This is a genomic window from Streptomyces flaveus, from assembly GCF_014647675.1.
GTDB classification, from domain to species: Bacteria; Actinomycetota; Actinomycetes; order Streptomycetales; family Streptomycetaceae; genus Streptomyces; species Streptomyces flaveus.
In genome coordinates this window covers 109,065-129,519 of sequence record NZ_BMPQ01000002.1, presented here as the reverse complement: position 1 = coordinate 129,519, position 20,455 = coordinate 109,065, and the positions used below count along the sequence as shown (strand labels likewise).

General features: G+C 70.5%; 19 protein-coding genes. 13 read left to right on the top strand and 6 right to left on the bottom strand.

The window, feature by feature from the left end; translation table 11 throughout:
• Positions 1-7: 7 nt before the first annotated feature.
• A complete protein-coding gene (gene cofC / locus IEZ21_RS03845; RefSeq protein ID WP_189320474.1) occupies positions 8-640 on the bottom strand; it encodes a 2-phospho-L-lactate guanylyltransferase in 633 nt (210 codons plus the stop codon).
• Between the two features lie 205 nt (positions 641-845).
• Here cofC and IEZ21_RS03840 point away from each other — a divergent pair, with 205 nt between their 5' ends.
• The 3 genes from IEZ21_RS03840 to IEZ21_RS03830 are packed head-to-tail and all read left to right on the top strand — an operon-like array spanning position 846 to position 3,865.
• On the top strand, positions 846-1,631 hold the full coding sequence (locus IEZ21_RS03840; RefSeq protein WP_189320473.1) for a lysophospholipid acyltransferase family protein: 786 nt from the start codon (positions 846-848) through the stop codon (positions 1,629-1,631).
• The gene (locus tag IEZ21_RS03835) at positions 1,628-2,647 is read left to right on the top strand and encodes an NAD(P)H-dependent glycerol-3-phosphate dehydrogenase (RefSeq protein ID WP_189320472.1); all 1,020 of its coding nucleotides are present in this window, start codon (positions 1,628-1,630) and stop codon (positions 2,645-2,647) included. Before IEZ21_RS03840 ends, IEZ21_RS03835 begins: the two co-directional genes overlap by 4 nt.
• 60 nt (positions 2,648-2,707) lie before the next feature.
• Positions 2,708-3,865 (top strand): D-alanine--D-alanine ligase family protein, encoded by a 1,158-nt coding sequence (locus IEZ21_RS03830; RefSeq protein WP_189320471.1) that lies wholly within the window; start codon positions 2,708-2,710, stop codon positions 3,863-3,865.
• 30 nt (positions 3,866-3,895) lie between these two features.
• On the opposite strand, the gene IEZ21_RS03825 is transcribed toward IEZ21_RS03830, so the two are convergent.
• Together IEZ21_RS03825 and IEZ21_RS03820 are read right to left on the bottom strand one after the other, a co-directional pair.
• A complete protein-coding gene (locus IEZ21_RS03825) occupies positions 3,896-4,378 on the bottom strand; it encodes a DUF3515 domain-containing protein (protein ID WP_189320470.1) in 483 nt (160 codons plus the stop codon).
• A gap of 20 nt (positions 4,379-4,398) precedes the next feature.
• Positions 4,399-4,632, bottom strand: a complete 234-nt coding sequence (locus IEZ21_RS03820; protein ID WP_033321085.1) for an Lrp/AsnC ligand binding domain-containing protein — start codon at positions 4,630-4,632, stop codon at positions 4,399-4,401.
• A gap of 227 nt (positions 4,633-4,859) precedes the next feature.
• On the opposite strand from IEZ21_RS03820, the gene IEZ21_RS03815 reads away from it, so the two are divergent.
• Complete coding sequence (locus IEZ21_RS03815; protein WP_033321086.1) at positions 4,860-5,825, top strand: thiamine-phosphate kinase; 966 nt, start codon at positions 4,860-4,862, stop codon at positions 5,823-5,825.
• Positions 5,822-6,649, top strand: a complete 828-nt coding sequence (thiD, locus tag IEZ21_RS03810; protein ID WP_189320469.1) for a bifunctional hydroxymethylpyrimidine kinase/phosphomethylpyrimidine kinase — start codon at positions 5,822-5,824, stop codon at positions 6,647-6,649. Before IEZ21_RS03815 ends, thiD begins: the two co-directional genes overlap by 4 nt.
• Before the next feature lie 120 nt (positions 6,650-6,769).
• On the opposite strand, the gene rpmB is transcribed toward thiD, so the two are convergent.
• On the bottom strand, positions 6,770-6,955 hold the full coding sequence (gene rpmB, locus IEZ21_RS03805) for a 50S ribosomal protein L28 (protein ID WP_003993230.1): 186 nt from the start codon (positions 6,953-6,955) through the stop codon (positions 6,770-6,772).
• Between the two features lie 255 nt (positions 6,956-7,210).
• On the opposite strand from rpmB, the gene IEZ21_RS03800 reads away from it, so the two are divergent.
• Positions 7,211-8,980: a DAK2 domain-containing protein gene (locus IEZ21_RS03800; RefSeq protein WP_189320468.1), complete on the top strand. Its 1,770-nt coding sequence runs from the start codon at positions 7,211-7,213 to the stop codon at positions 8,978-8,980.
• Between the two features lie 41 nt (positions 8,981-9,021).
• Here the strand turns inward: IEZ21_RS03800 and IEZ21_RS03795 are convergent, their stop codons facing one another.
• Together IEZ21_RS03795 and IEZ21_RS03790 are read right to left on the bottom strand one after the other, a co-directional pair.
• Positions 9,022-12,018: a tetratricopeptide repeat protein gene (locus IEZ21_RS03795; protein ID WP_189320467.1), complete on the bottom strand. Its 2,997-nt coding sequence runs from the start codon at positions 12,016-12,018 to the stop codon at positions 9,022-9,024.
• Positions 12,015-13,859, bottom strand: a complete 1,845-nt coding sequence (locus IEZ21_RS03790; RefSeq protein ID WP_189320466.1) for an HSP90 family protein — start codon at positions 13,857-13,859, stop codon at positions 12,015-12,017. Before IEZ21_RS03790 ends, IEZ21_RS03795 begins: the two co-directional genes overlap by 4 nt.
• A 163-nt stretch (positions 13,860-14,022) precedes the next feature.
• On the opposite strand from IEZ21_RS03790, the gene recG reads away from it, so the two are divergent.
• The 7 genes from recG to rnc all read left to right on the top strand — a co-directional run bounded on the left by recG (position 14,023) and on the right by rnc (position 20,434).
• Complete coding sequence (gene recG / locus IEZ21_RS03785) at positions 14,023-16,221, top strand: ATP-dependent DNA helicase RecG (RefSeq protein ID WP_189320465.1); 2,199 nt, start codon at positions 14,023-14,025, stop codon at positions 16,219-16,221.
• Positions 16,222-16,304: 83 nt separating this feature from the next.
• Positions 16,305-16,892, top strand: coding sequence for a 16S rRNA (guanine(966)-N(2))-methyltransferase RsmD (gene rsmD, locus IEZ21_RS03780; protein ID WP_189320464.1), 588 nt, complete (start codon positions 16,305-16,307; stop codon positions 16,890-16,892).
• Positions 16,893-16,918: 26 nt separating this feature from the next.
• The gene (gene coaD / locus IEZ21_RS03775) at positions 16,919-17,398 is read left to right on the top strand and encodes a pantetheine-phosphate adenylyltransferase (RefSeq protein ID WP_189320906.1); all 480 of its coding nucleotides are present in this window, start codon (positions 16,919-16,921) and stop codon (positions 17,396-17,398) included.
• Between the two features lie 133 nt (positions 17,399-17,531).
• A complete protein-coding gene (locus tag IEZ21_RS03770) occupies positions 17,532-18,596 on the top strand; it encodes an ATP synthase F0 subunit B (protein WP_189320463.1) in 1,065 nt (354 codons plus the stop codon).
• Positions 18,597-18,769: 173 nt separating this feature from the next.
• Positions 18,770-19,414 carry a YceD family protein gene (locus IEZ21_RS03765; protein WP_189320462.1) on the top strand — a complete coding sequence of 215 codons (645 nt, stop codon included), beginning with the start codon at positions 18,770-18,772 and terminating at the stop codon, positions 19,412-19,414.
• A 2-nt stretch (positions 19,415-19,416) separates the two neighbouring features.
• A complete protein-coding gene (rpmF, locus tag IEZ21_RS03760) occupies positions 19,417-19,590 on the top strand; it encodes a 50S ribosomal protein L32 (RefSeq protein ID WP_033321093.1) in 174 nt (57 codons plus the stop codon).
• Positions 19,591-19,609: 19 nt separating this feature from the next.
• Positions 19,610-20,434, top strand: a complete 825-nt coding sequence (gene rnc / locus IEZ21_RS03755) for a ribonuclease III (protein WP_189320461.1) — start codon at positions 19,610-19,612, stop codon at positions 20,432-20,434.
• The last annotated feature ends 21 nt before the right edge of the window (positions 20,435-20,455 follow it).

The window sequence follows — 20,455 nt, the reverse complement described above, 5'->3', positions numbered from 1 at the left end:
GCCCAGACTAGGCGACGTTCAACGCCGCGACCGCCGCCGCCGTGCGCGGTCCCACGCCCAGGGCCAGTGCCGCTCGTAGGTCGTCGCCGGTGTCCACGTCCTGGCGTACGGAATCCACTGAGTCCAGGGGGAGTTCCACGGCGCCCGAGGTTCGGTGGCGAGTTCGGGAATCCGGGCCGAACATGGGGAGCAATTCACGGTCCGCGGACGCGGTCAGCAGAGTCGTGCCGGTTCCGGCGGCGTCCGGGAGAAAAGCGCGGGGGAATTCGGCGGCCGCGTCGAGGACGCGGACCAATTCCAGGGGGCGCAGTGCGGGGAGATCGGCGTTCAGGGCCGCCAAAGGGCTTTCGGGGCTTCTGGATCGTACGAGCGACGCCCCGTGTGCGAGGGCGGCGTTCAGTCCGCCCGCGGGCTCGTCCGGGACGATCCGGGCGCCCAGCGCGGCCAGTTCGCGGCCGGCCAGCACGTCGTCCGTGACGACCGCCACATCGCGTACCGCGGCGCAGGCGAGGGCCGCCGTCACGGTGTCCTGCGCGAAGGCGAGGGCGAGTCCGGGGCGCAGTCCGTCGGCGGCGGTGTCCGAGAGCCTGCTCTTCGCCCGTGACAGGGCTTTCAGGGGTATGACCAAGGTCCACTGCACCAGCGTTCCGTCCCTCTCTTGTCGCGCCCATTGTGACCTGGACAGTGAGTGAGACACCCTGGCGGGGGCATGGACGGGGGAGAGGATGCGAAGCTCCTTGCAAGGGCAGTGGTGGGAGACGGGCGGGCGTACGGTGTTCTCGACAGACCGTCGGCCTGGAGCGACACTTGTGCGGCCCACCCAGGCCCTGGAGGAAGGTGTCCGCGTGCCCCGCCGCAGAATCGGCTTCTGGTACCGCTTCGCAGCGGTCCTGTGCAAACCACCGTTGGTGGTTCTGGTCAAGCGGGATTGGCGTGGAATGGAGAACATTCCGGCCGAGGGCGGATTTATCACCGCGGTGAATCACAATTCTCATCTGGATCCGTTCGCTTACGGGCATTACCAGTACAACACCGGGCGCGTTCCACGCTTCCTGGCAAAGTCCGCGCTTTTCGGGAAAGGATTCATCGGTTCCGCGATGCGCGGCACCGGACAGATTCCCGTGTACCGCGAGAGCACCGACGCACTGAGCGCCTTCCGGGCCGCTATCGCCGCCGTGGAACGCGGGGAGTGCGTCGCCTTCTATCCGGAGGGCACCATTACGCGCGATCCCGGCCAGTGGCCGATGATCGGCAAGACCGGCGCCGCACGCGTCGCGTTGCAGACCAAGTGCCCGGTGATCCCGGTCGCCCAGTGGGGAGCCAACCTGCTGCTGCCGCCGTACGCGAAGAAACTCAACATCCTTCCCCGCAAGACCCATCACGTGCTCGCGGGACCTCCGGTGGATCTGTCGCGCTTCTACGACAAGGAGATGACCCCGGAGGTCCTGAAGGAGGCCACCGAGGTCATCATGGCGGCGATAACCACGCAGCTGGAGGTGATCCGCGGCGAGAAGGCACCCCAGACGCCGTACGACCCGAAGCAGGTGCGCATCGAGCAGCGGCGCAGGGCGCAGGCCCACGAACAGCGGCCACACGAAAAAGCAGAACAGGAAGAAGGGCACGGCAAGTGACGACATCCGGCAAGCCCGTCAAGGCGGCCGTCTTCGGGACCGGATCGTGGGGCACGGCCTTCGGCATGGTGCTCGCCGACGCCGGATGCGACGTGACGTTGTGGGGACGGCGGGCCGAACTCGCCGAAGCGGTCAACTCCACGCATACGAACCCCGACTACCTGCCGGGCATCGAACTCCCCGAGAACCTGCGCGCCACCACGGACGCGGCCGAGGCGGCCCGCGACGCGGACTTCACGGTGCTCGCCGTCCCCTCGCAGACGCTGCGCGGAAACCTCGCCGAATGGGCTCCGCTGCTCGCTCCCGGCACCGTCCTCGTCTCCCTCATGAAGGGCGTCGAACTCGGTTCCGCGATGCGGATGAGCGAGGTCGTCGAGGACGTCGCCAAGGTCGGCGCGGACCGCATAGCGGTGGTCACCGGACCCAACCTGGCCCGGGAGATCGCCGCCCGGATGCCGGCCGCCGCGGTGGTCGCGTGCAGCGACGAGGCGGTGGCCCAGCGCCTCCAGTCCGCCTGCCACACGCCGTACTTCCGCCCGTACACCAACACCGACGTGATCGGCTGCGAACTCGGCGGCGCCGTCAAGAACGTGATCGGTCTCGCCGTCGGCATCGTGGACGGCATGGGGCTCGGCGACAACGCCAAGGGCTCACTCATCACCCGCGGGTTGGCGGAGACGACCCGCCTCGGCCTCGCCATGGGCGCCGACCCGCTGACGTTCTCCGGACTCGCGGGCCTGGGCGACCTCGTGGCCACCTGCTCCTCGCCGCTCTCGCGCAACCACACCTTCGGCACCAACCTCGGCAAGGGCATGACCCTTCAGGAGACCATCGCGGTCACCAAGCAGACCGCCGAGGGCGTCAAGTCCTGTGAGTCCGTGCTGGATCTGGCCCGTCGCCACGGCGTCGACATGCCCATCACGGAGACGGTCGTCGGCATCGTCCACGAGGGCAAGCCGCCGGTGGTCGCACTCAAGGAGCTGATGGCGCGCAGCGCCAAGCCGGAGCGGCACTGACACTCGGGAGCCCGGCGGACGCTGACTCACCGCCCTACCAACGGGTACTCTCAACGCGATATGAGCACCGAGAACCTCCCCCAGAGCCCTGGGCAGACGCCTCGTAAACCGCGTGTGGCCGTCGTGTTCGGCGGGCGCAGCTCCGAACACGGGATCTCCGTCGTCACCGCCGGCGCCGTCCTGCGCGCCATCGACCGGACGAAGTACGACGTCCTGCCGATCGGCATCACCAAGGACGGCCGCTGGGCGCTCACGGCGGACGAACCGGAACGGATGGCCATCGCCGACCGGCGCCAGCCGAGCGTGGAGCAGCTCGCCGAGTCCGGCGAGGGCGGGGTGATCCTCCCCGTCGACCCGTCCAACCGCGAAGTCGTCTACAGCGAGCCCGGTTCGGTCCCCAAGGCGCTCGGCGAGGTGGACGTCGTCTTCCCGATGCTGCACGGCCCGTACGGCGAGGACGGCACCCTCCAGGGGCTCCTGGAGCTGTCCGGTGTCCCGTACGTCGGCGCGGGCGTGCTCGCTTCGGCCGTCGGCCAGGACAAGGAGTACATGAAGCGGGTGTTCACCTCCTTCGGGCTGCCCGTCGGCCCGTACGTGGTGATCCGTCCGCGTGAGTGGGAGCTCGACGAGGCGGGTGCCCGGCGGCGCATCGTCGACTTCGCGGGCGAGCACGGCTGGCCGCTCTTCGTGAAGCCCGCGCGCGCGGGGTCGTCGATCGGCATCACCAAGGTCGACGATCTGGGCGGCCTCGACGAGGCGATCGCGACGGCCCAGCAGCACGACCCGAAGATCATCGTGGAGGCGCTGCTGCGCGGCCGCGAGATCGAGTGCGGGGTCCTGGAGTTCGAGGACGGGCCGCGAGCCTCGGTGCCCGCCGAGATTCCGCCGGTGCAGTCCCACGAGTTCTACGACTTCGAGGCGAAGTACATCGACTCCGCCCCCGGGATCGTGCCCGCGCCACTCACCGACGAGCAGACCGCCGAAGTCCAGCGGCTGGCGGTCGCGGCCTTCGACGCGGCGTCGTGCGAGGGGCTCGTACGGGCGGACTTCTTCCTCACCGAGGACGGCGACTTCGTGATCAACGAGATCAACACGATGCCGGGCTTCACGCCCATCTCCATGTACCCGCGCATGTGGCAGGAGAGCGGGGTCAGCTACCCGGAGCTGGTGGACCGTCTGGTGCAGGCGGCGCTGCGGCGCTCCACGGGGCTGCGCTGAGCCCTGGCGATCCCCTTCGTGGAGTGCGAGCTAGTCGGCGATCCCTTCGGGGATCGCCTTCTTGATGGGTTCGGCGAAGTCGACGAGCGGGCCCGCGCCCTTCGCGGCCTGGTCCTTGTTGAACGCGACCTCCACGTACGCCTTGCGCAGGCCCGTGGTGAAGACGTACGAGCCGTCGTCCTGTTCCTGTACGAGCCAGGCCACGCCGTTCACCTCGGTCGTGGACGCTTTCGGGTCGAGCATCTCCGCGGGCCGTTCGACACCACAGCGCAGTATGATCGCCGGACTTCCCCAGCCCGCGGTCAGTGTGGACCGGGGCTCGGGATCCTCCCGGTCGAGACCGTCCACCTTCGGCGGCAGCCGTTCGTCCAGGTTCTGGCACAGCTTGATGACCTTCGCGTCCGGGCTGGGAACCACGGCCGAAGCGCTGTCGTCTGCCGAGGAGCAGCCTGTGGCGGAGATCAGCAGGACGAAGGCGGGAAGACCGAACTGCCGGGAGCGGAACAAGTTCACCGGCACAGGGTAGACGGGGGCTACAGGTGCACCACCGGGCAGGTCAGGGTACGGGTGATGCCGTCCACTTGCTGGACCTTCGCGACCACCATGCGGCCGAGATCGTCCACGGTGTCGGCTTGGGCCCGCACGATCACGTCGTACGGTCCGGTCACGTCCTCGGCCTGGATCACCCCCGAAATCTTGCTGATCGTGTCAGCGACGGTCGACGCCTTGCCGACCTCCGTCTGAATCAGGATGTACGCCTGTACCACGGAACCTCCAGGGCGGCCACGAGGATCATGTGGGGAAAAGGAACGCCACGGTATCGCGTAGCCGCTCACCGCGGGGAGACCTGCGGAGACCTGGCTTGCGGGCCGGGGCGGCACATACGGCACAAGTTGGCGGTCGGCTCGACCGTACCCAGGTCGGTGACGGCTCGCGACCGGGCAGCGGCAGTGACAGGCCGGGCAGCGGCAGTAGCAGAAGGAGACGTACGACAATGAAGGGAACCGTGGGCGAGTTGGGGGAGTTCGGGCTCATCAGAGAGCTCACCTCACGGCTCACCACCACTCCGGCGGTACGCGTCGGGCCGGGCGACGACGCCGCCGTGGTGGCCGCCCCCGACCGCAGGGTCGTGGCGAGCACCGACATCCTCCTTGAGGGGCGGCACTTCCGCCGCGACTGGTCCACGGCGTACGACGTCGGGCGCAAGGCGGCGGCGCAGAACCTCGCGGACATCGCCGCCATGGGCGCCGTCCCCACCGCGTTGCTGCTCGGCCTGGTCGTCCCGGCCGAACTCCCGGCCACCTGGCCCTCCGAGCTGATGGACGGCCTGCGCGACGAGTGTCAGGTCGCGGGCGCGGCCGTGGTCGGCGGCGATGTCGTGCGCGGTGACACCATCATGGTCTCGATCACCGCGCTCGGCGATCTGCGCAACCACGAGCCGGTCACCCGCGGGGGCGCCCAGCCCGGCGATGTCGTCGCCGTCACGGGCTGGCTGGGCTGGTCCGCGGCCGGCCACGCGGTGCTCTCGCGCGGCTTCCGCTCGCCGCGCGCCTTCGTCGAGGCCCACCGGCGGCCCGAACCGCCGTACCACGCGGGCCCCGCAGCCGCCGGGCTCGGCGCGACCTCCATGACGGATGTCAGCGACGGGCTGATCGCCGACCTCGGGCACATCGCGGAAGCCAGCAAGGTGCGGATCGACATCCGCTCCGGCGCCGTCGACATCCCCTCGCAGATGAACGACATCGGGCAGGCCGTCGGCGTCGATCCGCTCCAGTGGGTGCTCACCGGCGGCGAGGACCACGCGATCGTCGCCACCTTCCCCTCGGACGTGAAGCTGCCCGCCCGCTGGAAGGTGATCGGCGAGGTCCTCAACCCCTCGGCGCTGCCCCAGGTCACGGTCGACGGGGCGCCGTGGACCAGCAAGGGCGGCTGGGATCACTTCGGGGACATCGAGTCATGAGTGCCGTGGACGGAGTGAGCGTCCGGGGTGCTCCGCCGTGTGTGCTGACGGTCGCGGGTTCCGACTCCGGTGGAGGGGCTGGAATCCAGGCCGACCTGAAGACGATGCTCGCACTCGGCGTGCACGGCATGAGCGTGCTCACGGCGGTCACCGCCCAGAACTCCCTTGGTGTGCAAGGAGCTTGGGAGCTTCCGGTGGAGGCGGTGCGGGCCCAGTACCGCAGCGTGGTCGACGACATCGGGGTGCAGGCGGTCAAGACCGGGATGCTTGCCTCGGCCGAACTCGTCGAGGCCGTCGCCGAGTTGATCGCGGGCACGGACGCGCCCGCCGTCGTCGACCCGGTCGGAGTGTCGAAGCACGGGGACTCGCTGCTGGCCGCGTCCGCCCTGGATTCCGTACGTACGAAGTTGCTGCCCGTCGCCACGGTGGCGACGCCGAACCTCGACGAGGTCGCCCAACTCACGGGCGTACGGGTCGAGTCGGAGGACGGGCTGCGGCGGGCTGCGGCGGCCCTGCTCTCGTACGGGCCACAGTGGGCGCTCATCAAGGGCGGCCATCTCGGTGGTGATGCCGTGGACCTCCTCACCGATGGCTCCGAGGAGCACTGGCTGCGCGCTCCCCGGCTCGACAACCGGCACACTCACGGCACCGGCTGCACCCTCGCGTCCGCGATCGCCTCGGGACTGGCGAAGGGACAGTCCGTACCGGAGGCGGTGGCGGCGGCCAAGGAGTACGTCACCGGGGCGATCGCGGCGGGGTTCGCGCTGGGGGGCGGGATCGGGCCGGTGGATCATGGGTGGCGTTGGGAGAGGGAGCGCACGTAAGCGTTCGCGTAAACGCTTGCGCAAGCGTTTACGCCACTGCTGGGCACAGCAAAAAGCCGGCCCACCCTTCGGTGGACCGGCCATGCAGCGAACCAGCAGTGGCCGCGCGCTAGCAGAGCGTCAGCGCGAGACCTTGCCGGCCTTGATGCACGAGGTGCAAGCGTTCACGCGCTTCGGCGTCCCGCCCACCACGGTACGGACGCGCTGGATGTTCGGGTTCCAGCGACGGGACGTACGGCGGTGTGAGTGCGAGATGTTGTTGCCGAAGCCCGGCCCCTTGCCGCAGACGTCGCAGTTGGCAGCCACGGGTCACTCCAAAGACTTCAGATGCTCTTACGGTTGATCCCGGCATGCCGGGATCAAGATCAAGGAATCCAGGATCTGAGTGGCGGTGCCAGGGAGGAGGCCCGATCGGATCGGGCAACCGGAGCAGCATACAACGACTGCGTCCGTACAACGAAACTACCATGGTCGGCCCGGAGGCCTGCCCCGGCCCTCTTCCGGCGGAAACCTGACCTGGGTCTACGCTGCGTCCCACGTTCGCTGCTCAAGGAGGCGCAGGTGCCACAGGTGCCGCAGACATTGGATGCTCTCGCGGTGCGCGCCTGGTGCGGACTCGCGCTCGAGGCACTCGGTCGCGCGCGCGAGGAGATCGACGCGATCAACGTCTATCCGGTCGCGGACGGGGACACCGGTACCAATCTGTATCTGACCGTGGAGTCGGCGGCCGGGGCGGTCGAGGCGGTCTTCGCGGCGCACGACGCGGTCGCCGACGGTGTCTCCGGTGCCTCCGCGTTTTCTGGTGTTTCCGGTGCCTCCGGCGAAGGGGCGGCGGGAGCGGCCGAGCGACCGACGCTTGCCGACGCGGTACGCGCGATGGCGCACGGCGCGCTCATCGGGGCCCGGGGGAACTCCGGGACGATCCTCGCGCAGCTCCTGCGAGGCATGGCCGAGGTGCTCGCCGCCGACGATGAGACTGCCCGCACCGACGACGGCCAGGGACTGCGGCTCGCCCTCAGGCAGGCGGCCGACTCGGCACGGCAGGCCGTCGCGCACCCCGTCGAGGGCACGGTCCTCACGGTCGCCTCGGCCGCCGCCGACGCGGCCTCCGGGGCCGAGGGCGACTGCGGGACGGTGGCGTGGGCGGCGTACGAGGGGGCTCGGGCCGCCCTCGCGGCGACTCCGGGGCAGTTGGCGGCCCTGAAGCGGGCCGGAGTGGTGGACGCCGGCGGACGGGGGCTTGTGGCCGTACTGGCGGCGCTGGTCGAGACGTTCACGGGGGAGGCACCCGGCGCTGCGGCGGTGCCCGTTCTCATGGGGCACGCGCGCGTGGAGGCCGCTGCCGTGGAGCCGCTCGGAGACGTGGGGGAGTGCGCGGACCCGGCCCCGGCTCCGGAGGAGGGCGGGCCCGCGTTCGAGGTGATCTATCTCCTGGAGGCGGAGGACGCCGCCGTGGACCGGCTGCGGGAGCGGCTCGACCAGTTGGGCGACTCGCTTGTCGTGGTCGGCGGTGACGGGTTGTGGAACGTCCATGTGCACGTCGACGACGCGGGCGCCGCCGTGGAGGCGGGCGTCGAGGCCGGGCGGCCGTACCGGATCCGGATCACGCACTTCGGGGCCGGTGACGCGCATATGGCGGGCGCCGCCGGGCGGCCGGTCCGTGAGCGGGTGCAGCGCGCGGTCGTGGCCGTGGTCCCCGGAGAGGGGCTGGCCGGGTTGTACACCGAAGCCGGAGCGACCACCGTCCTCGCGCGCCCGGAGGAGCCGCCCGCGAGCGGAGAGCTCGTCGAGGCGATACGGCGGGCCCACGCGCGCGAGGTGGTGCTGTTGCCCAACGACGCCGAGCTGCGGCACACGGCTGCCGCTGCGGCCGAGCAGGTCCGCGCGGACGGAGTCCGGGTCGCCCTGATCCCCACGCGTTCCGCGGTGCAGGGGATCGCGGCGCTCGCCGTGCACGAGCCGGAGCGGCGCTTCGACGAGGACGTCGTCTCGATGACCTCGGCGGCAGGGGCGACCCGCTATGCCGAACTCGCCGTCGCGGAACGCGAGTTCTGGACCATGGCCGGCATCTGCCAGGCCGGTGACATCCTGGGCCTCATCGAGGGCGACGTCGCGGTGATCGGCTCCGACATCACGGCCACCGCCGAAACCGTCCTCGACCGCATGCTCTCGGCGGGCGGCGAGATGGTCACCCTGGTCCTGGGCGACGAGGCTCCCGGCACCATCGCCGCCCATCTCGAAGCCCGGGTACGCGAGTCCTACCTGGCCGTCGACACGGTGGTGTACCAGGGCGGTCGACAGGGCGCGTTGCTGCTGATCGGCGTGGAGTAGCACCCCGAGCCGAGGCATGGGTTCGGGCAAGCCGCCCCGCTTTACAGCTCCTGGGGTTCCGCTCCCGTGACGCGCAGAAGGCGTTCCGCCTCCGCCCGTCGAGACGCCACCGTTTCGTCGGAATCGGAATCGTCAGCATCCTCGGAGTAGTCGGCCTCCGTGTACGCCGCGAGAACCACGCGCGCGCGTGCCGCCGCCGCTTCGGGGCGCTCGAGGTCGGCCTCCAGCCAGCCGGCGGCGAGTTCGGCGCCCGTACGGCTGTGGAGGCCCGCTTCGCCCAAGGAGGCGAAGCCTGTGACGGCCCGCGTGATGTGGGCGAGAGACTCCTCGAACACGGCGTTGATCGACTCGTCGTCGTCGGCGTCGCCGGCCACGGACCGTGCGATCAGGTCACCGAACTGCCTGTGCGTATCGGCCAGTTCGGCGACGAGCCGGTCACGCGCGTCGTCGTCCTCCGGTACGGCGGCCTCGCACTCCCGGACCGCCGCCGTCATCAACTCCCGTGCCGCGTCGGGTCCGGAGCCCTCCTCGCGCGCCGCGAGCCACGCGCGCGCCCGCAGGGAGCGGACCAGCCCGTGAACGTTGCCGAGGGACCGCCACAGGTCACCGGCGCGCTCGTAGGCACGCTCCGCCTGGTCGGGCAGCCCGGCGTTCCCCAGGGCTTCCGCGGCGAGGTGCGCGAGCATGGCGTGGTCGCGCTGCTCGGGCCAGTGCCGGGCGATCTCGGCGGCCTGGAGCCAGTGCTCGGCGGCCTCGCGGTGCTCTCCGAGCTCGGTGAGACAGTCGCCGAGCCACCATCGGGTCTGCACGAGCGCACCGTCGCCGTGGGTCTCCGCGGCCAGCTCGGGCAGCGCCGACTCCAGTACCTCCGCGCCCTCCGCCCACCGCCCCTGGCCCACCAGGAAGCCGCCGAGCTGATGCCGGGCCCAGGCGCCGAGCGTGGCCCCCTCGCCGTCCTCGTCGGCCCAGTACGCCGCCTCCAGAGCGTGCTCCGCGGCGGGCCCGAACCGGCCGGTGGCGCTGAGGACTTCGGCCAGCTGGAGGTGCAGCTGAGCGTGGCCCATCGCCTCCAGGTACGGCCCGCCGTGCTCCAGCGCCGCCCGGGCCGCCCGCTCCGCCGCCTCGGCGTCGCCCAGGTGGCGTGCCATGCCGGTGAGCCGGGCTTCGTGCTCCACCGCGAACCACGGCAGCCCGGCCGCCACGAACGCCTCCGAGGCCTGCGTGAGCAGCTCCGTGGCCCGCTCCACGTCCCCGGCGTGCGCCGCGAGCTCCCCGAGCATGGCATGCGCCTCCGCGGCGCGTGAGGCGACCAGGAGGTCGTCCCCGGTGTGCGGCTCGGCGAGGGCCAGCAGCTCCCGCACGGCGGACTCCGCGGCGGCGAACGCCTCGGCTCCCTCGTCTCCGGAAAGGCCCCTCTCGCCCTCCTCCGCTGCCTCCTGCACCCGCTGCAACAGGATCCGCGCCCGCCCCACCAGCACGGAGGCCGTCTGCTGGACCCCGGTCCCGCCGTCGGCAAGGAGGGCGAGCACTCGCTCGTACGGCTCCGAGACCGCGGCCAGCGCCTTGTCGGTCCGGCCGGAGAGGGCCAGTACGTACGCTCCACGCGCGCGTGCCGCCATGGCCTCGCCCGGGTCGCCCGCCTCGGTGTACAACTCGGCGGCGCGGGCGAACAGTTCCACGCCCTCGGGACCGAGGCCCATCGCCCGGTGGTCGGTCATCTCCGCGCGGTCCCGGGGTGCCAGTTCCTCGTCCCCGGCCGCCTCGGCGACCGCGGCCCACGCCGCGACGGACTCCGGGTGCAGCGCCGCCGAGAGCCGGCGGGCCTCGGCGAGCAGCGAGGACAAGTCCGGCTCGGCGGAAGCGGCCGCGGCAGGTGTGTCGGCGGCAGTACGGGCGGGCGCGGGCCTCACGGGCACCGTCATGGTCCGTGCCCGTACGCCCAGCGGCAGCCGGTCCACCAGCGGCTGTCGGCTCATGCGCTCCCGGGCGAGGGCGCTGACGTACGCCGTGCCGTTGCGCTCGTCGAAGCGGGCGGCCAGCGAAAGGGCCTCCCCGCGCGCGTGGGCGGCGAGTTCGCGTGCGGTCCACGTACGGCCTGCCGGGCCGGGCACCGGCTGGTCGCCCCGACCGAGTTCGGTCACGCGGTCCATCAGGAGGGCCACCACGGACATGAAGTCGAGCTTGCTGCGCGGCTCCCCGGAGTCCGTGAAATACGCCGGACGCTCCGCCAGCAGCTCCAGGCCGCGCGCTTCGTTGCCGGTGAGCGCGCAGAACTCCACATGGTCGGCGTACGCGCCCCGCATGCTCTCCATGGGCCGCACCAGCCGGAAACCCCGCAGATGGTGGGCGCGCGCCTCGTCGAGGCGGCCAAGACGCAGCAGCGGGAGCAGGGAGGACGCCAACGCCGTGTGCGGCTCGTGGGCGCAGGTGTACTCGCCCTCCAGGACCGGCTGCCACAGCTCCAGTGCTCGGGCGTCCTCGCCCCGCCGGGCCTGCCACCAGCCCTGGCCGTGCAGCTCACAGGCGTGGCAGTCGGCCATGGTGTCCCGGTCGGCGGCCAGCCACGCCGCGTACGCCCGCTCGGCACGCGCCATGTCCCCGACATGCGCGGCCACGCTGAACTCGGCGCTGCGCACGGCCCGTTCGGAGTGCCCGGCGAGGCGATAGCGGTGCTCCATCTCGCCGAGCCACTTCTCGATGGAGGCGAGCGGAACGTGCGGCTGGCTCAGCATGCCGGCCGACATCCACTTGAAGACCCAGTGCAGCGAGTGGACCTCGTACTCGTCGAAGTCCTCGGGCCGTTCGTCCCACATGCGCAGCAGTCGCGCGAAGGGGACGAACATCTTGTCCTTCTCGGAGCTGTAGTTGTAGACCTTCAGCTGGTGCCCGAGCGCCTCGATCACGGCGAGCGGGATGTTCAGCTTCTCGGCCTGAGAAAGCAGCTGCTCCGCGCGCGCGTTGCGGGCGGGGCCCTCCGGCTGCTCGTAGTTCTCGGCCATCGCCCGGCGCAGCGCCTCGAAGTCCATGGTCGCGCTCATCGGCCGCCCTCCTCCGGGGAGTTGCTGTGGGTGGCCCACTCCAGGAGGCCGATGAACGCACGGTTCAGGAGTGCCGAATCCGCAGGGCGCAGCGGTCGCTGCGCCATCAGCAGGGCCTGCCCGTAGAGAGACTCTGTGGCCGTCCCGATCAGCTCCGGGTCGTCGAGTGAACTGACCTTCCGGATGAGCGGGTTGAGGTGGTTGAGCACCAGCCGCGCGCGTGGGGCGCTGCCGCGCAGCGAGCCGAGGATGCCCGCCCACAGGTCGTCGGCCTGCTCCTCGGCGTCCGCACGCGCCTGTTCGTGACGCACCGACCGGTCGTCCAGGTGCAGCGCGGGCACGGAGAGGGGATGGAAGGCGCGCAGGACGACATCGCACCCCAGGGGGTCGAGTCTGGCCCGCGCGGCCCCCAGGAAGCCGGACAGCGCCAGCTCCACGGCCGGGTCGACCGCGTCCAGGTGCGCGGTCACCGTGTCGGCGTCCAGCTCGGCGACCACCGTCCCCGGGCGCACCGAGGGCAGTGCCTCGACGAGCTCACTGTCGTACGTGTAGCCGCCGTTGATCACCCCGACGCCCTGCGCGGAGGCGATCGGGGCGACCTGCCGGAACTCCTCCACGGTCCGCGTGAAGTGCACCACCGGGTGCCGCGACGCGAACTCCTCCAGGGACAGCCGTCCGTCGCTCGTCTCGAAGGGCAGCCACGGCAGCATCGTGCGCAGCATCTCCTTGTCGTGCCGCGCAAGGGACTTCACGCCCAGGTGGTGCACCGACAGGAAGGCCGCAAGCCGCTCCGGATCGCCCGCGGCGAGTCCGGTCAGCCAGGACCTGATCCGCTCGCCCAGCGCCTCCCGTACGGCCGCCAGGGTCTCGTCCTCGTACAGCGACTCCCGGGACGCGGTGGGCCGCAGACTGTCCGTGTCGAGGACGCAGCGCACGAAGAACGCCCAGTCGGGCAGCAACTGTTCGGCCCGCTCGGTGAGCAGCATGCCCTTCAGGTGCACACGATGACCGGCGCGCTGGGCCGGGCTGACCGCGGACGGCAGCACGTACGCCACGCCGCGGATCCCGGCGAGTGGCACGTCCAGCTCGATGGAGTCCAGCGGCGTGAAGCCGAACAGGTCGTGACAGTGCCGTGCCAGGGCCACCCTTCGGGTGGCGGGAGACGGGTACGAACGGTTCCAGGGCGCCGGAAGGTCCGTGACCGCCTCGTCGCCCACCCGTACGTCGTACGGCAACAGCGACCCGAAGCCCCGGGCCAGCGACAGCACACGCTCCCCGGACAGCCACTCGGCCGCGCCCGGGCGGGCCACCAGATGCACGGTCGTACCCGGTTCGGTACGGGCCTCATCAGGCAGCGTACGGACCGTGTACGAGCCGTCGTCCGTCGCCGTCCACTCGACGGGCGGTGCGTCGGGCGTACGCGCGCTGCGGCTGACCACCCGGATGCGCTCGGCGACCACGAAACAGGCCAGCAGACCGATCCCGAACTGCCCGAGGAAGTCGGAGCGCGCCGACTCAAGACCGTCGTCCCGCTTGGAACTGCGGCCGATCGTCGCGAGGAGGTTGTGCACGTCCGCCTCGGTGAGCCCGATCCCGGAGTCCTCCACGCGCAGCGTGCCGGCCTCCGCGAACAGCCGCACCCGGGCGGGCGCGTCCGGCTGCTCGGCGCGGCGGGCCGTGATCGCGTCCACGGCGTTCTGCAGCAACTCGCGGAGATAGACCTTGGGGCTGGAGTAGAGATGGTGGGAGAGCAGGTCCACGAGTCCGCGCAGGTCGACCTGGAACGTATGGGGTGACTGAGATGCCTGGGAAGACTGAGAATCCGAAATCTGAGAGTCCATCGTCGCTGCGCCGGTGGGGGGACGGGCGACGGCGCGGGGTCGGGCGGTCCCGAGGAAAGATGACCGCGAACAGGGCCGGAGCGCGCCATCCTAGGCCCGAACAGACTCGCCTGACCAGCGGAATTCCGGGACGTATACGGCGTTGTCAGTGGCGTGGTGTGCAATGGATCTCGTGCCCGCGCTAGATGAACCACTGAAGAAGGTGCTCGGCCCCGCCACCGCGAAGGTGATGGCCGAGTTCCTCGGCCTGCACACCGTCGGCGACCTGCTGCACCACTATCCGCGCAGGTACGAGGAGCGCGGGCAGCTCACCCACCTCGCCGACCTGCCCATGGACGAGCACGTCACGGTGGTCGCCCAGGTCGCCGACGCCCGCCTGGTCACCTTCTCCTCGCCCAAGGCCCCGCGCGGAAAGGGCCAGCGCCTCGAAGTGACCATCACGGACGGCAGCGGCAGACTCCAGCTGGTCTTCTTCGGCAAGGGCGCCCACAAGCCGCACAAGGAGCTCCTGCCGGGCACGCGCGCGTTGTTCGCGGGCAAGGTCTCCGTCTTCAACCGCCGACTCCAGCTTGCGCATCCTGCCTATGAGTTGCTGCGCGGGGACGGTGAGGAGGCCATCGACAAGTGGGCCGGATCTCTCATCCCGATCTACCCGGCCACCGCCAAACTGGAGTCCTGGAAGATCGGCAAGTCCATCCAGACCGTGCTGCCGAGCGCCCAGGAGGCGGTTGATCCGCTGCCGGACTCGCTCAGGGACGGCCGTGGTCTCCTCCCCCTCCCCGAAGCGCTCCTGAAGATCCACCAGCCGCGCACCAAGGCCGACTACGCAGACGCCCGCGACCGCCTCAAGTGGGACGAGGCCTTCGTCCTCCAGGTAGCCCTGGCCCGCCGCCGCTACGTGGACGCCCAACTCCCGGCCGTCGCCCGCAAGCCCACCCCCGACGGCCTCCTCACCGCCTTCGACGCCAAGCTCCCCTTCACCCTCACCGAGGGCCAGCGAAAGGTCTCCAAGGAGATCTTCGACGACCTCGCCACCGAGCACCCGATGCACCGGCTGCTCCAGGGAGAGGTGGGTTCCGGAAAGACGATGGTGGCGCTGCGCGCCATGCTCGCCGTCGTCGACGCCGGCGGGCAGGCCGCCATGCTCGCGCCCACCGAAGTGCTCGCCCAGCAGCACCACCGGTCGATCACGGAGATGATGGGGGAGTTGGCCGAGGGCGGCATGCTGGGCGGTGCCGAGCAGGCCACCAAGGTGGTGCTGCTGACCGGCTCCATGGGCGCGGCCGGCCGCCGCCAGGCACTCCTCGACCTGGTCACCGGAGAGGCCGGGATCGTGATCGGCACGCATGCGCTGATCGAGGACAAGGTGCAGTTCCACGACCTCGGGCTGGTCGTCGTCGACGAACAGCACCGCTTCGGAGTGGAGCAGCGTGACGCGCTCCGCGGCAAGGGCAAGCAGCCACCGCACCTGCTCGTCATGACCGCCACACCCATCCCGCGTACGGTCGCGATGACCGTCTTCGGCGACCTGGAGACCTCCGTCCTCGACCAACTCCCCGCCGGCCGCTCGCCGATCGCCAGCCATGTCGTCCCGGCCGCCGACAAGCCGCACTTCCTGGCGCGCGCGTGGGAGCGGGTGCGTGAGGAGGTCGGGAACGGCCATCAGGCGTACGTCGTCTGCCCCCGTATCGGCGACGAGGAGGACGGCTCGGCCAAGAAGAAGTCCCCCGAGGACGAGGCCGAGAAGCGCCCGCCCCTCGCCGTCCTCGACATCGCCGACCAGCTCGCCAAGGGGCCGCTCCAAGGGCTCAAGGTCGAGGTCCTGCACGGCCGTATGCAGCCCGACGACAAGGACGCGGTCATGCGCCGCTTCGCCGCAGGCGAGACCGACGTACTGGTCGCCACGACGGTCATCGAGGTCGGGGTCAACGTACCCAACGCCACGGTGATGGTGATCATGGACGCCGACCGCTTCGGCGTCTCCCAACTGCACCAGCTGCGCGGCCGGGTGGGCCGCGGCTCGGCGGCCGGCCTGTGCCTGCTGGTCACCGAGATGCCCGAGGCGAGCGCCGCCCGCCAGCGGCTGAACGCCGTGGCCACCACCCTCGACGGCTTCGAGCTCTCCCGCATCGACCTCGAACAGCGCCGCGAGGGCGACGTCCTCGGCCAGGCCCAGTCCGGCGCCCGTACGTCGCTGCGCATGCTCACCGTCATAGAGGACGAGGAGATCATCGCCGAGGCCCGCGAGGAGGCCGCCGCGGTCGTCGCCACGGACCCGGACCTGGAACACCTGCCCGCCCTGCGCACCGCGCTGGACGCCCTGCTCGACGAGGAGAGAGAGCAGTACCTGGAGAAGGGCTGACAGACTGGGAACGGCCACCACAGGAGCACCCGACAGACCACACCGCACACCGCACCACCGACAAGGACCGAGGAACCGAGGACATGACCCGCGTGATCGCCGGCACAGCCGGCGGACGCCGTCTGGCCGTCCCGCCGGGACACCGCACCCGGCCCACCTCCGACCGCGCGCGCGAGGGCCTGTTCTCCACCTGGCAGTCCCTGCTCGGCGGTCCCCTGGAGGGCGAGCGCGTCCTCGATCTGTACGCCGGCTCCGGCGCCGTAGGCCTGGAGGCACTGTCGCGCGGCGCCGGGCACACCCTCCTCGTCGAGGTCGACGCCCGCGCGGTGCGCACCCTGAGGGAGAACGTGAAAACGCTCGGGCTGCCCGGCGCCGAGGTGAGATCCGGCAAAGCGGCCCAGATCATCCGCGCGGGGGCGCCGACAGCCCCGTACGACCTGGTCTTTCTCGATCCGCCGTACGACGTCCCGGACGACGATCTTCGCGAGATACTGCTCACACTCCGTGCGGAAGGCTGGCTCACGGGCGAAGCGCTCGTCACCGTTGAACGCAGTACTAGAGGTGGCGAATTCCGGTGGCCCGGCGGTTTCGAGGCCCTGCGCTCCCGTCGCTATGGCGAGGGCACGTTTTGGTACGGTCGCGCCGCCTCTACGTGCGAAGACGCACGATGACCGGACCGGAGAGCGAGGGACCTCAGTTGCGCCGCGCCGTCTGTCCCGGGTCATTCGACCCGATCACCAACGGACATCTCGACATCATCGCCAGAGCGTCCAAGCTGTACGACGTCGTGCACGTCGCGGTGATGATCAACCAGTCCAAGAAGGGCCTCTTCGAGATCGACGAGCGGATCGACCTGATCCGCCAGGTCACCGCGGAGTTCGGGAACGTCGAGGTGGAAGCCTTCCACGGCCTCCTCGTCGACTTCTGCAAGCAGCGCGACATCCCCGCGATCGTCAAGGGACTCCGCGCGGTCAGCGACTTCGACTACGAGCTCCAGATGGCCCAGATGAACAACGGCCTCTCCGGAGTCGAGACCCTCTTCGTCCCCACCAACCCCACCTACAGCTTCCTGTCCTCCTCGCTCGTCAAGGAGGTCGCGACCTGGGGCGGCGACGTCTCCCACCTGGTGCCGCCGGTCGTCCTGGAAGCGCTCAAGGAACGCCTCAAGAAGGACTGAGCCGGGCGCCTCGAGGAGACCGGGACGGCCCCTGCGGGCTGACAGTGCGTCACCCGGTGTCGGATGGTGCGGGAGTGGCCGTACAGTCGATCCGTCCGTCTCCATCACAGCTGTAGAGAGTGGCGAGCACACGGTGGACGTGCAGAAGAAGCTCGATGAGATCGTCGCGGCGGTCGGCAGCGCCCGTTCGATGCCCATGTCGGCCTCGTGCGTGGTCAACCGCGCCGAGCTGCTCTCCCTGCTCGAAGAGGTGCGCCAGGCCCTGCCCGGCTCCCTCGCCCAGGCCCAGGAACTCATCGGCGGGCGCGAGCAATTGGTCGAGCAGGCCCGCGAGGAGGCCCAGCGGATCATCGAGTCCGCGCACGCCGAGCGCGGCTCGCTGATCTCCGGCACCGAGGTCGCCCGCCGCTCCCAGAACGAGGCCGACCGCATCCTCGCCGAGGCCCGCAAGGAGGCCGAGGAGATCCGCGCGGAGGCCGACGAGTACGTCGACTCCAAGCTCGCCAACTTCGAGGTCGTCCTCACCAAGACCCTCGGCTCCGTCGGCCGGGGCCGCGAGAAGCTCCTCGGCACCGGACCAGGCCTCGACGAGCACGGATACGAGGACGAGGACGCGCCCGAGCGCAGCCACGACCCTCAGACCCTGCGCCGCAACGCCGATGAATACGTCGACGTCAAGCTCGGTGCCTTCGAGGCCGTCCTCGCCAAGACCCTGGACGCCGTCGGCCGCGGTCGCCAGAAGCTGCACGGCAGGATCGCCAGCGACGACCTGGGCGACCTGGGCGGCTTCGCGGACGACGGAACGCCCGTGCAGCACACCTCCGACGCCGAGTACCTGGACGGCCTCGCGGCCCCCGCGGACACCCCCGCCCGGCCCGCCGAACCGGCCCCGGCCGTTCCCGCCCAGCAGCCGTACGGCGGGCAGGACCAGCAGCAGTACGCGTATCAGCAACAGACGGACGCGTACGGCTATCAGCAGCCGTACGGCCAGCAGGACCCGTATGCGTACCAGGCGCAGCAGGCCGATCCGTACGCCGCCTATCCGCAGCAGGGCTACGACCCGAACGCCCAGCAGGCCTACGGGCAGCAGCAGCCCGAGCCGCAGGCGCACGCCCTCGACGAGACCAGCCTCTTCGACACGAGCATGATCAGCGCCGAGCAGTTGCGCCAGTACGAGCAGGAGCGCGGCGGACGCTGACGGGGGCGCCCATAGAGGCGTACGCCGGTGTCCGGGACCCCCGCACCCACCGGATTGGGCCGAGAGCGGAAGGTCCAGTATCCTGGCTCTTCGGTCGCGCGTTCGTCCGCGATCCACGCTGCCCGGGAACATCTGGGGCGGCGAACCTCTGAGTTTCAAGATCGAAAGCAGGAATGGCCCTGAACGCCCGCCTCGACCACCGCAACCCTCTCGTGTTCGACACACACGAGCTGGGGCGACGGCCTGGTGCGCTGCAGCGGCTGACCCGCGCGGTCGACGCTCCCAAGGACCTCGGTCTCCAGGGAGTGATCGGAGTGCCGGAAGGCGCCCCGGTGGAGCTCGAACTCCGGCTCGAGTCGGTCATGGAGGGTGTGCTGGTCACAGGCACCGCCCGGGCCGTCGCCGAGGGGGAGTGCGTAAGGTGTCTGGAGCCGCTTCAGCTGGAACTCGAAGCGGACTTCCAGGAGATGTTCTCGTACCCTGACGCCGACGACCGGGGCCGCCCCAAGGCGGAACCGGCCGACGACGCCGAGGAAGACGAGGACAGGCTCTTCATCGAGGACGGCTTGTTCGACCTCGAGCCTGTGCTGCGTGATGCGGTGGTGCTCGCACTGCCGATGCAGCCGGTGTGCCAGGAGGACTGCGAAGGACTGTGCTCCGAGTGCGGAGTACGTCTCTCGGACGAACCGGGCCACCATCATGACGCCGTCGACATCCGTTGGGCGGCACTGCAGGGACTCGCCGGTTCACTCGAAGATGGCGAGAAGGACGAGATCAGCGGCGCCGAACCGGGCGCCGACGAGAAGCAGGAGAAGTAGCCGTGGCTGTTCCGAAGCGGAAGATGTCGCGCAGCAACACGCGCCACCGCCGGTCGCAGTGGAAGGCTGCGGTCCCCAACCTGGTTGCGTGCGAGCGCTGCCACGAGCCCAAGCTGCAGCACATCGCGTGCCCTGCTTGCGGCACTTACAACAAGCGCCAGGTCCTCGAGGTCTGAGCGGCTGGTGAGAGGCTTCATGTCTGACGCCAAGGCGGACGTAAACGCCAAGAAAAAGGCGGACAACACGGCCTCGTCCCACACGCTTCTGGAAGGGCGGCTCGGCTACAAGCTGGAGTCCGCCCTTCTGGTGCGTGCGCTGACCCACCGTTCGTACGCGTACGAGAACGGCGGTCTGCCGACCAATGAGCGTCTGGAGTTCCTCGGGGACTCCGTACTCGGCCTCGTGGTCACGGACACGCTGTACCGCACCCACCCCGACCTGCCCGAAGGCCAGCTGGCCAAGTTGCGGGCCGCGGTGGTCAACTCGCGTGCACTGGCGGAGGTGAGCCGCGGGCTCGACCTGGGCTCCTTCATCCGGCTCGGCCGGGGTGAAGAGGGCACGGGCGGCCGGGACAAGGCGTCCATCCTTGCCGACACCCTGGAAGCGGTGATCGGCGCGGTCTATCTCGACCAGGGGCTCGACTCGGCGGCGGAGCTGGTGCACCGCCTGTTCGACCCGCTGATCGAGAAGTCCTCGAGCCTCGGTGCCGGCCTGGACTGGAAGACCAGTCTCCAGGAGCTCACCGCGACCGAGGGGCTCGGTGTGCCCGAGTACCTGGTCTCGGAGACCGGCCCGGACCACGAGAAGACCTTTACTGCTGCCGCCCGCGTCGGAGGCGTCTCGTACGGCACCGGCACCGGCCGCAGCAAGAAGGAGGCGGAGCAGCAGGCCGCGGAATCCGCGTGGCGGGAGATCCGCTCTGCCGCGGACGAGCGCCTGCGGGCGACGAAGGCCGCCGCGGACGCCGAGGGGAAGGCCGGTATCCCCTCGACCGCGAGCTCCGACACCGCTCCCGCCTGACCCACGGCCCACAGCCGTCGC

Excerpts from the sequence above, each read along its gene's own strand:
- IEZ21_RS03815 (WP_033321086.1), top strand. The coding sequence starts at position 4,860 with ATGAAGGGAACCGTGGGCGAGTTGGGGGAGTTCGGGCTCATCAGAGAG.
- IEZ21_RS03765 (WP_189320462.1), top strand. The coding sequence starts at position 18,770 with ATGGCCCTGAACGCCCGCCTCGACCACCGCAACCCTCTCGTGTTCGAC.
- thiD (WP_189320469.1), top strand. The coding sequence starts at position 5,822 with ATGAGTGCCGTGGACGGAGTGAGCGTCCGGGGTGCTCCGCCGTGTGTG.
- rsmD (WP_189320464.1), top strand. The coding sequence starts at position 16,305 with ATGACCCGCGTGATCGCCGGCACAGCCGGCGGACGCCGTCTGGCCGTC.
- IEZ21_RS03830 (WP_189320471.1), top strand. The coding sequence starts at position 2,708 with ATGAGCACCGAGAACCTCCCCCAGAGCCCTGGGCAGACGCCTCGTAAA.
- IEZ21_RS03790 (WP_189320466.1), bottom strand. The coding sequence starts at position 13,859 with ATGGACTCTCAGATTTCGGATTCTCAGTCTTCCCAGGCATCTCAGTCA.
- IEZ21_RS03795 (WP_189320467.1), bottom strand. The coding sequence starts at position 12,018 with ATGAGCGCGACCATGGACTTCGAGGCGCTGCGCCGGGCGATGGCCGAG.
- recG (WP_189320465.1), top strand. The coding sequence starts at position 14,023 with ATGGATCTCGTGCCCGCGCTAGATGAACCACTGAAGAAGGTGCTCGGC.
- rnc (WP_189320461.1), top strand. The coding sequence starts at position 19,610 with ATGTCTGACGCCAAGGCGGACGTAAACGCCAAGAAAAAGGCGGACAAC.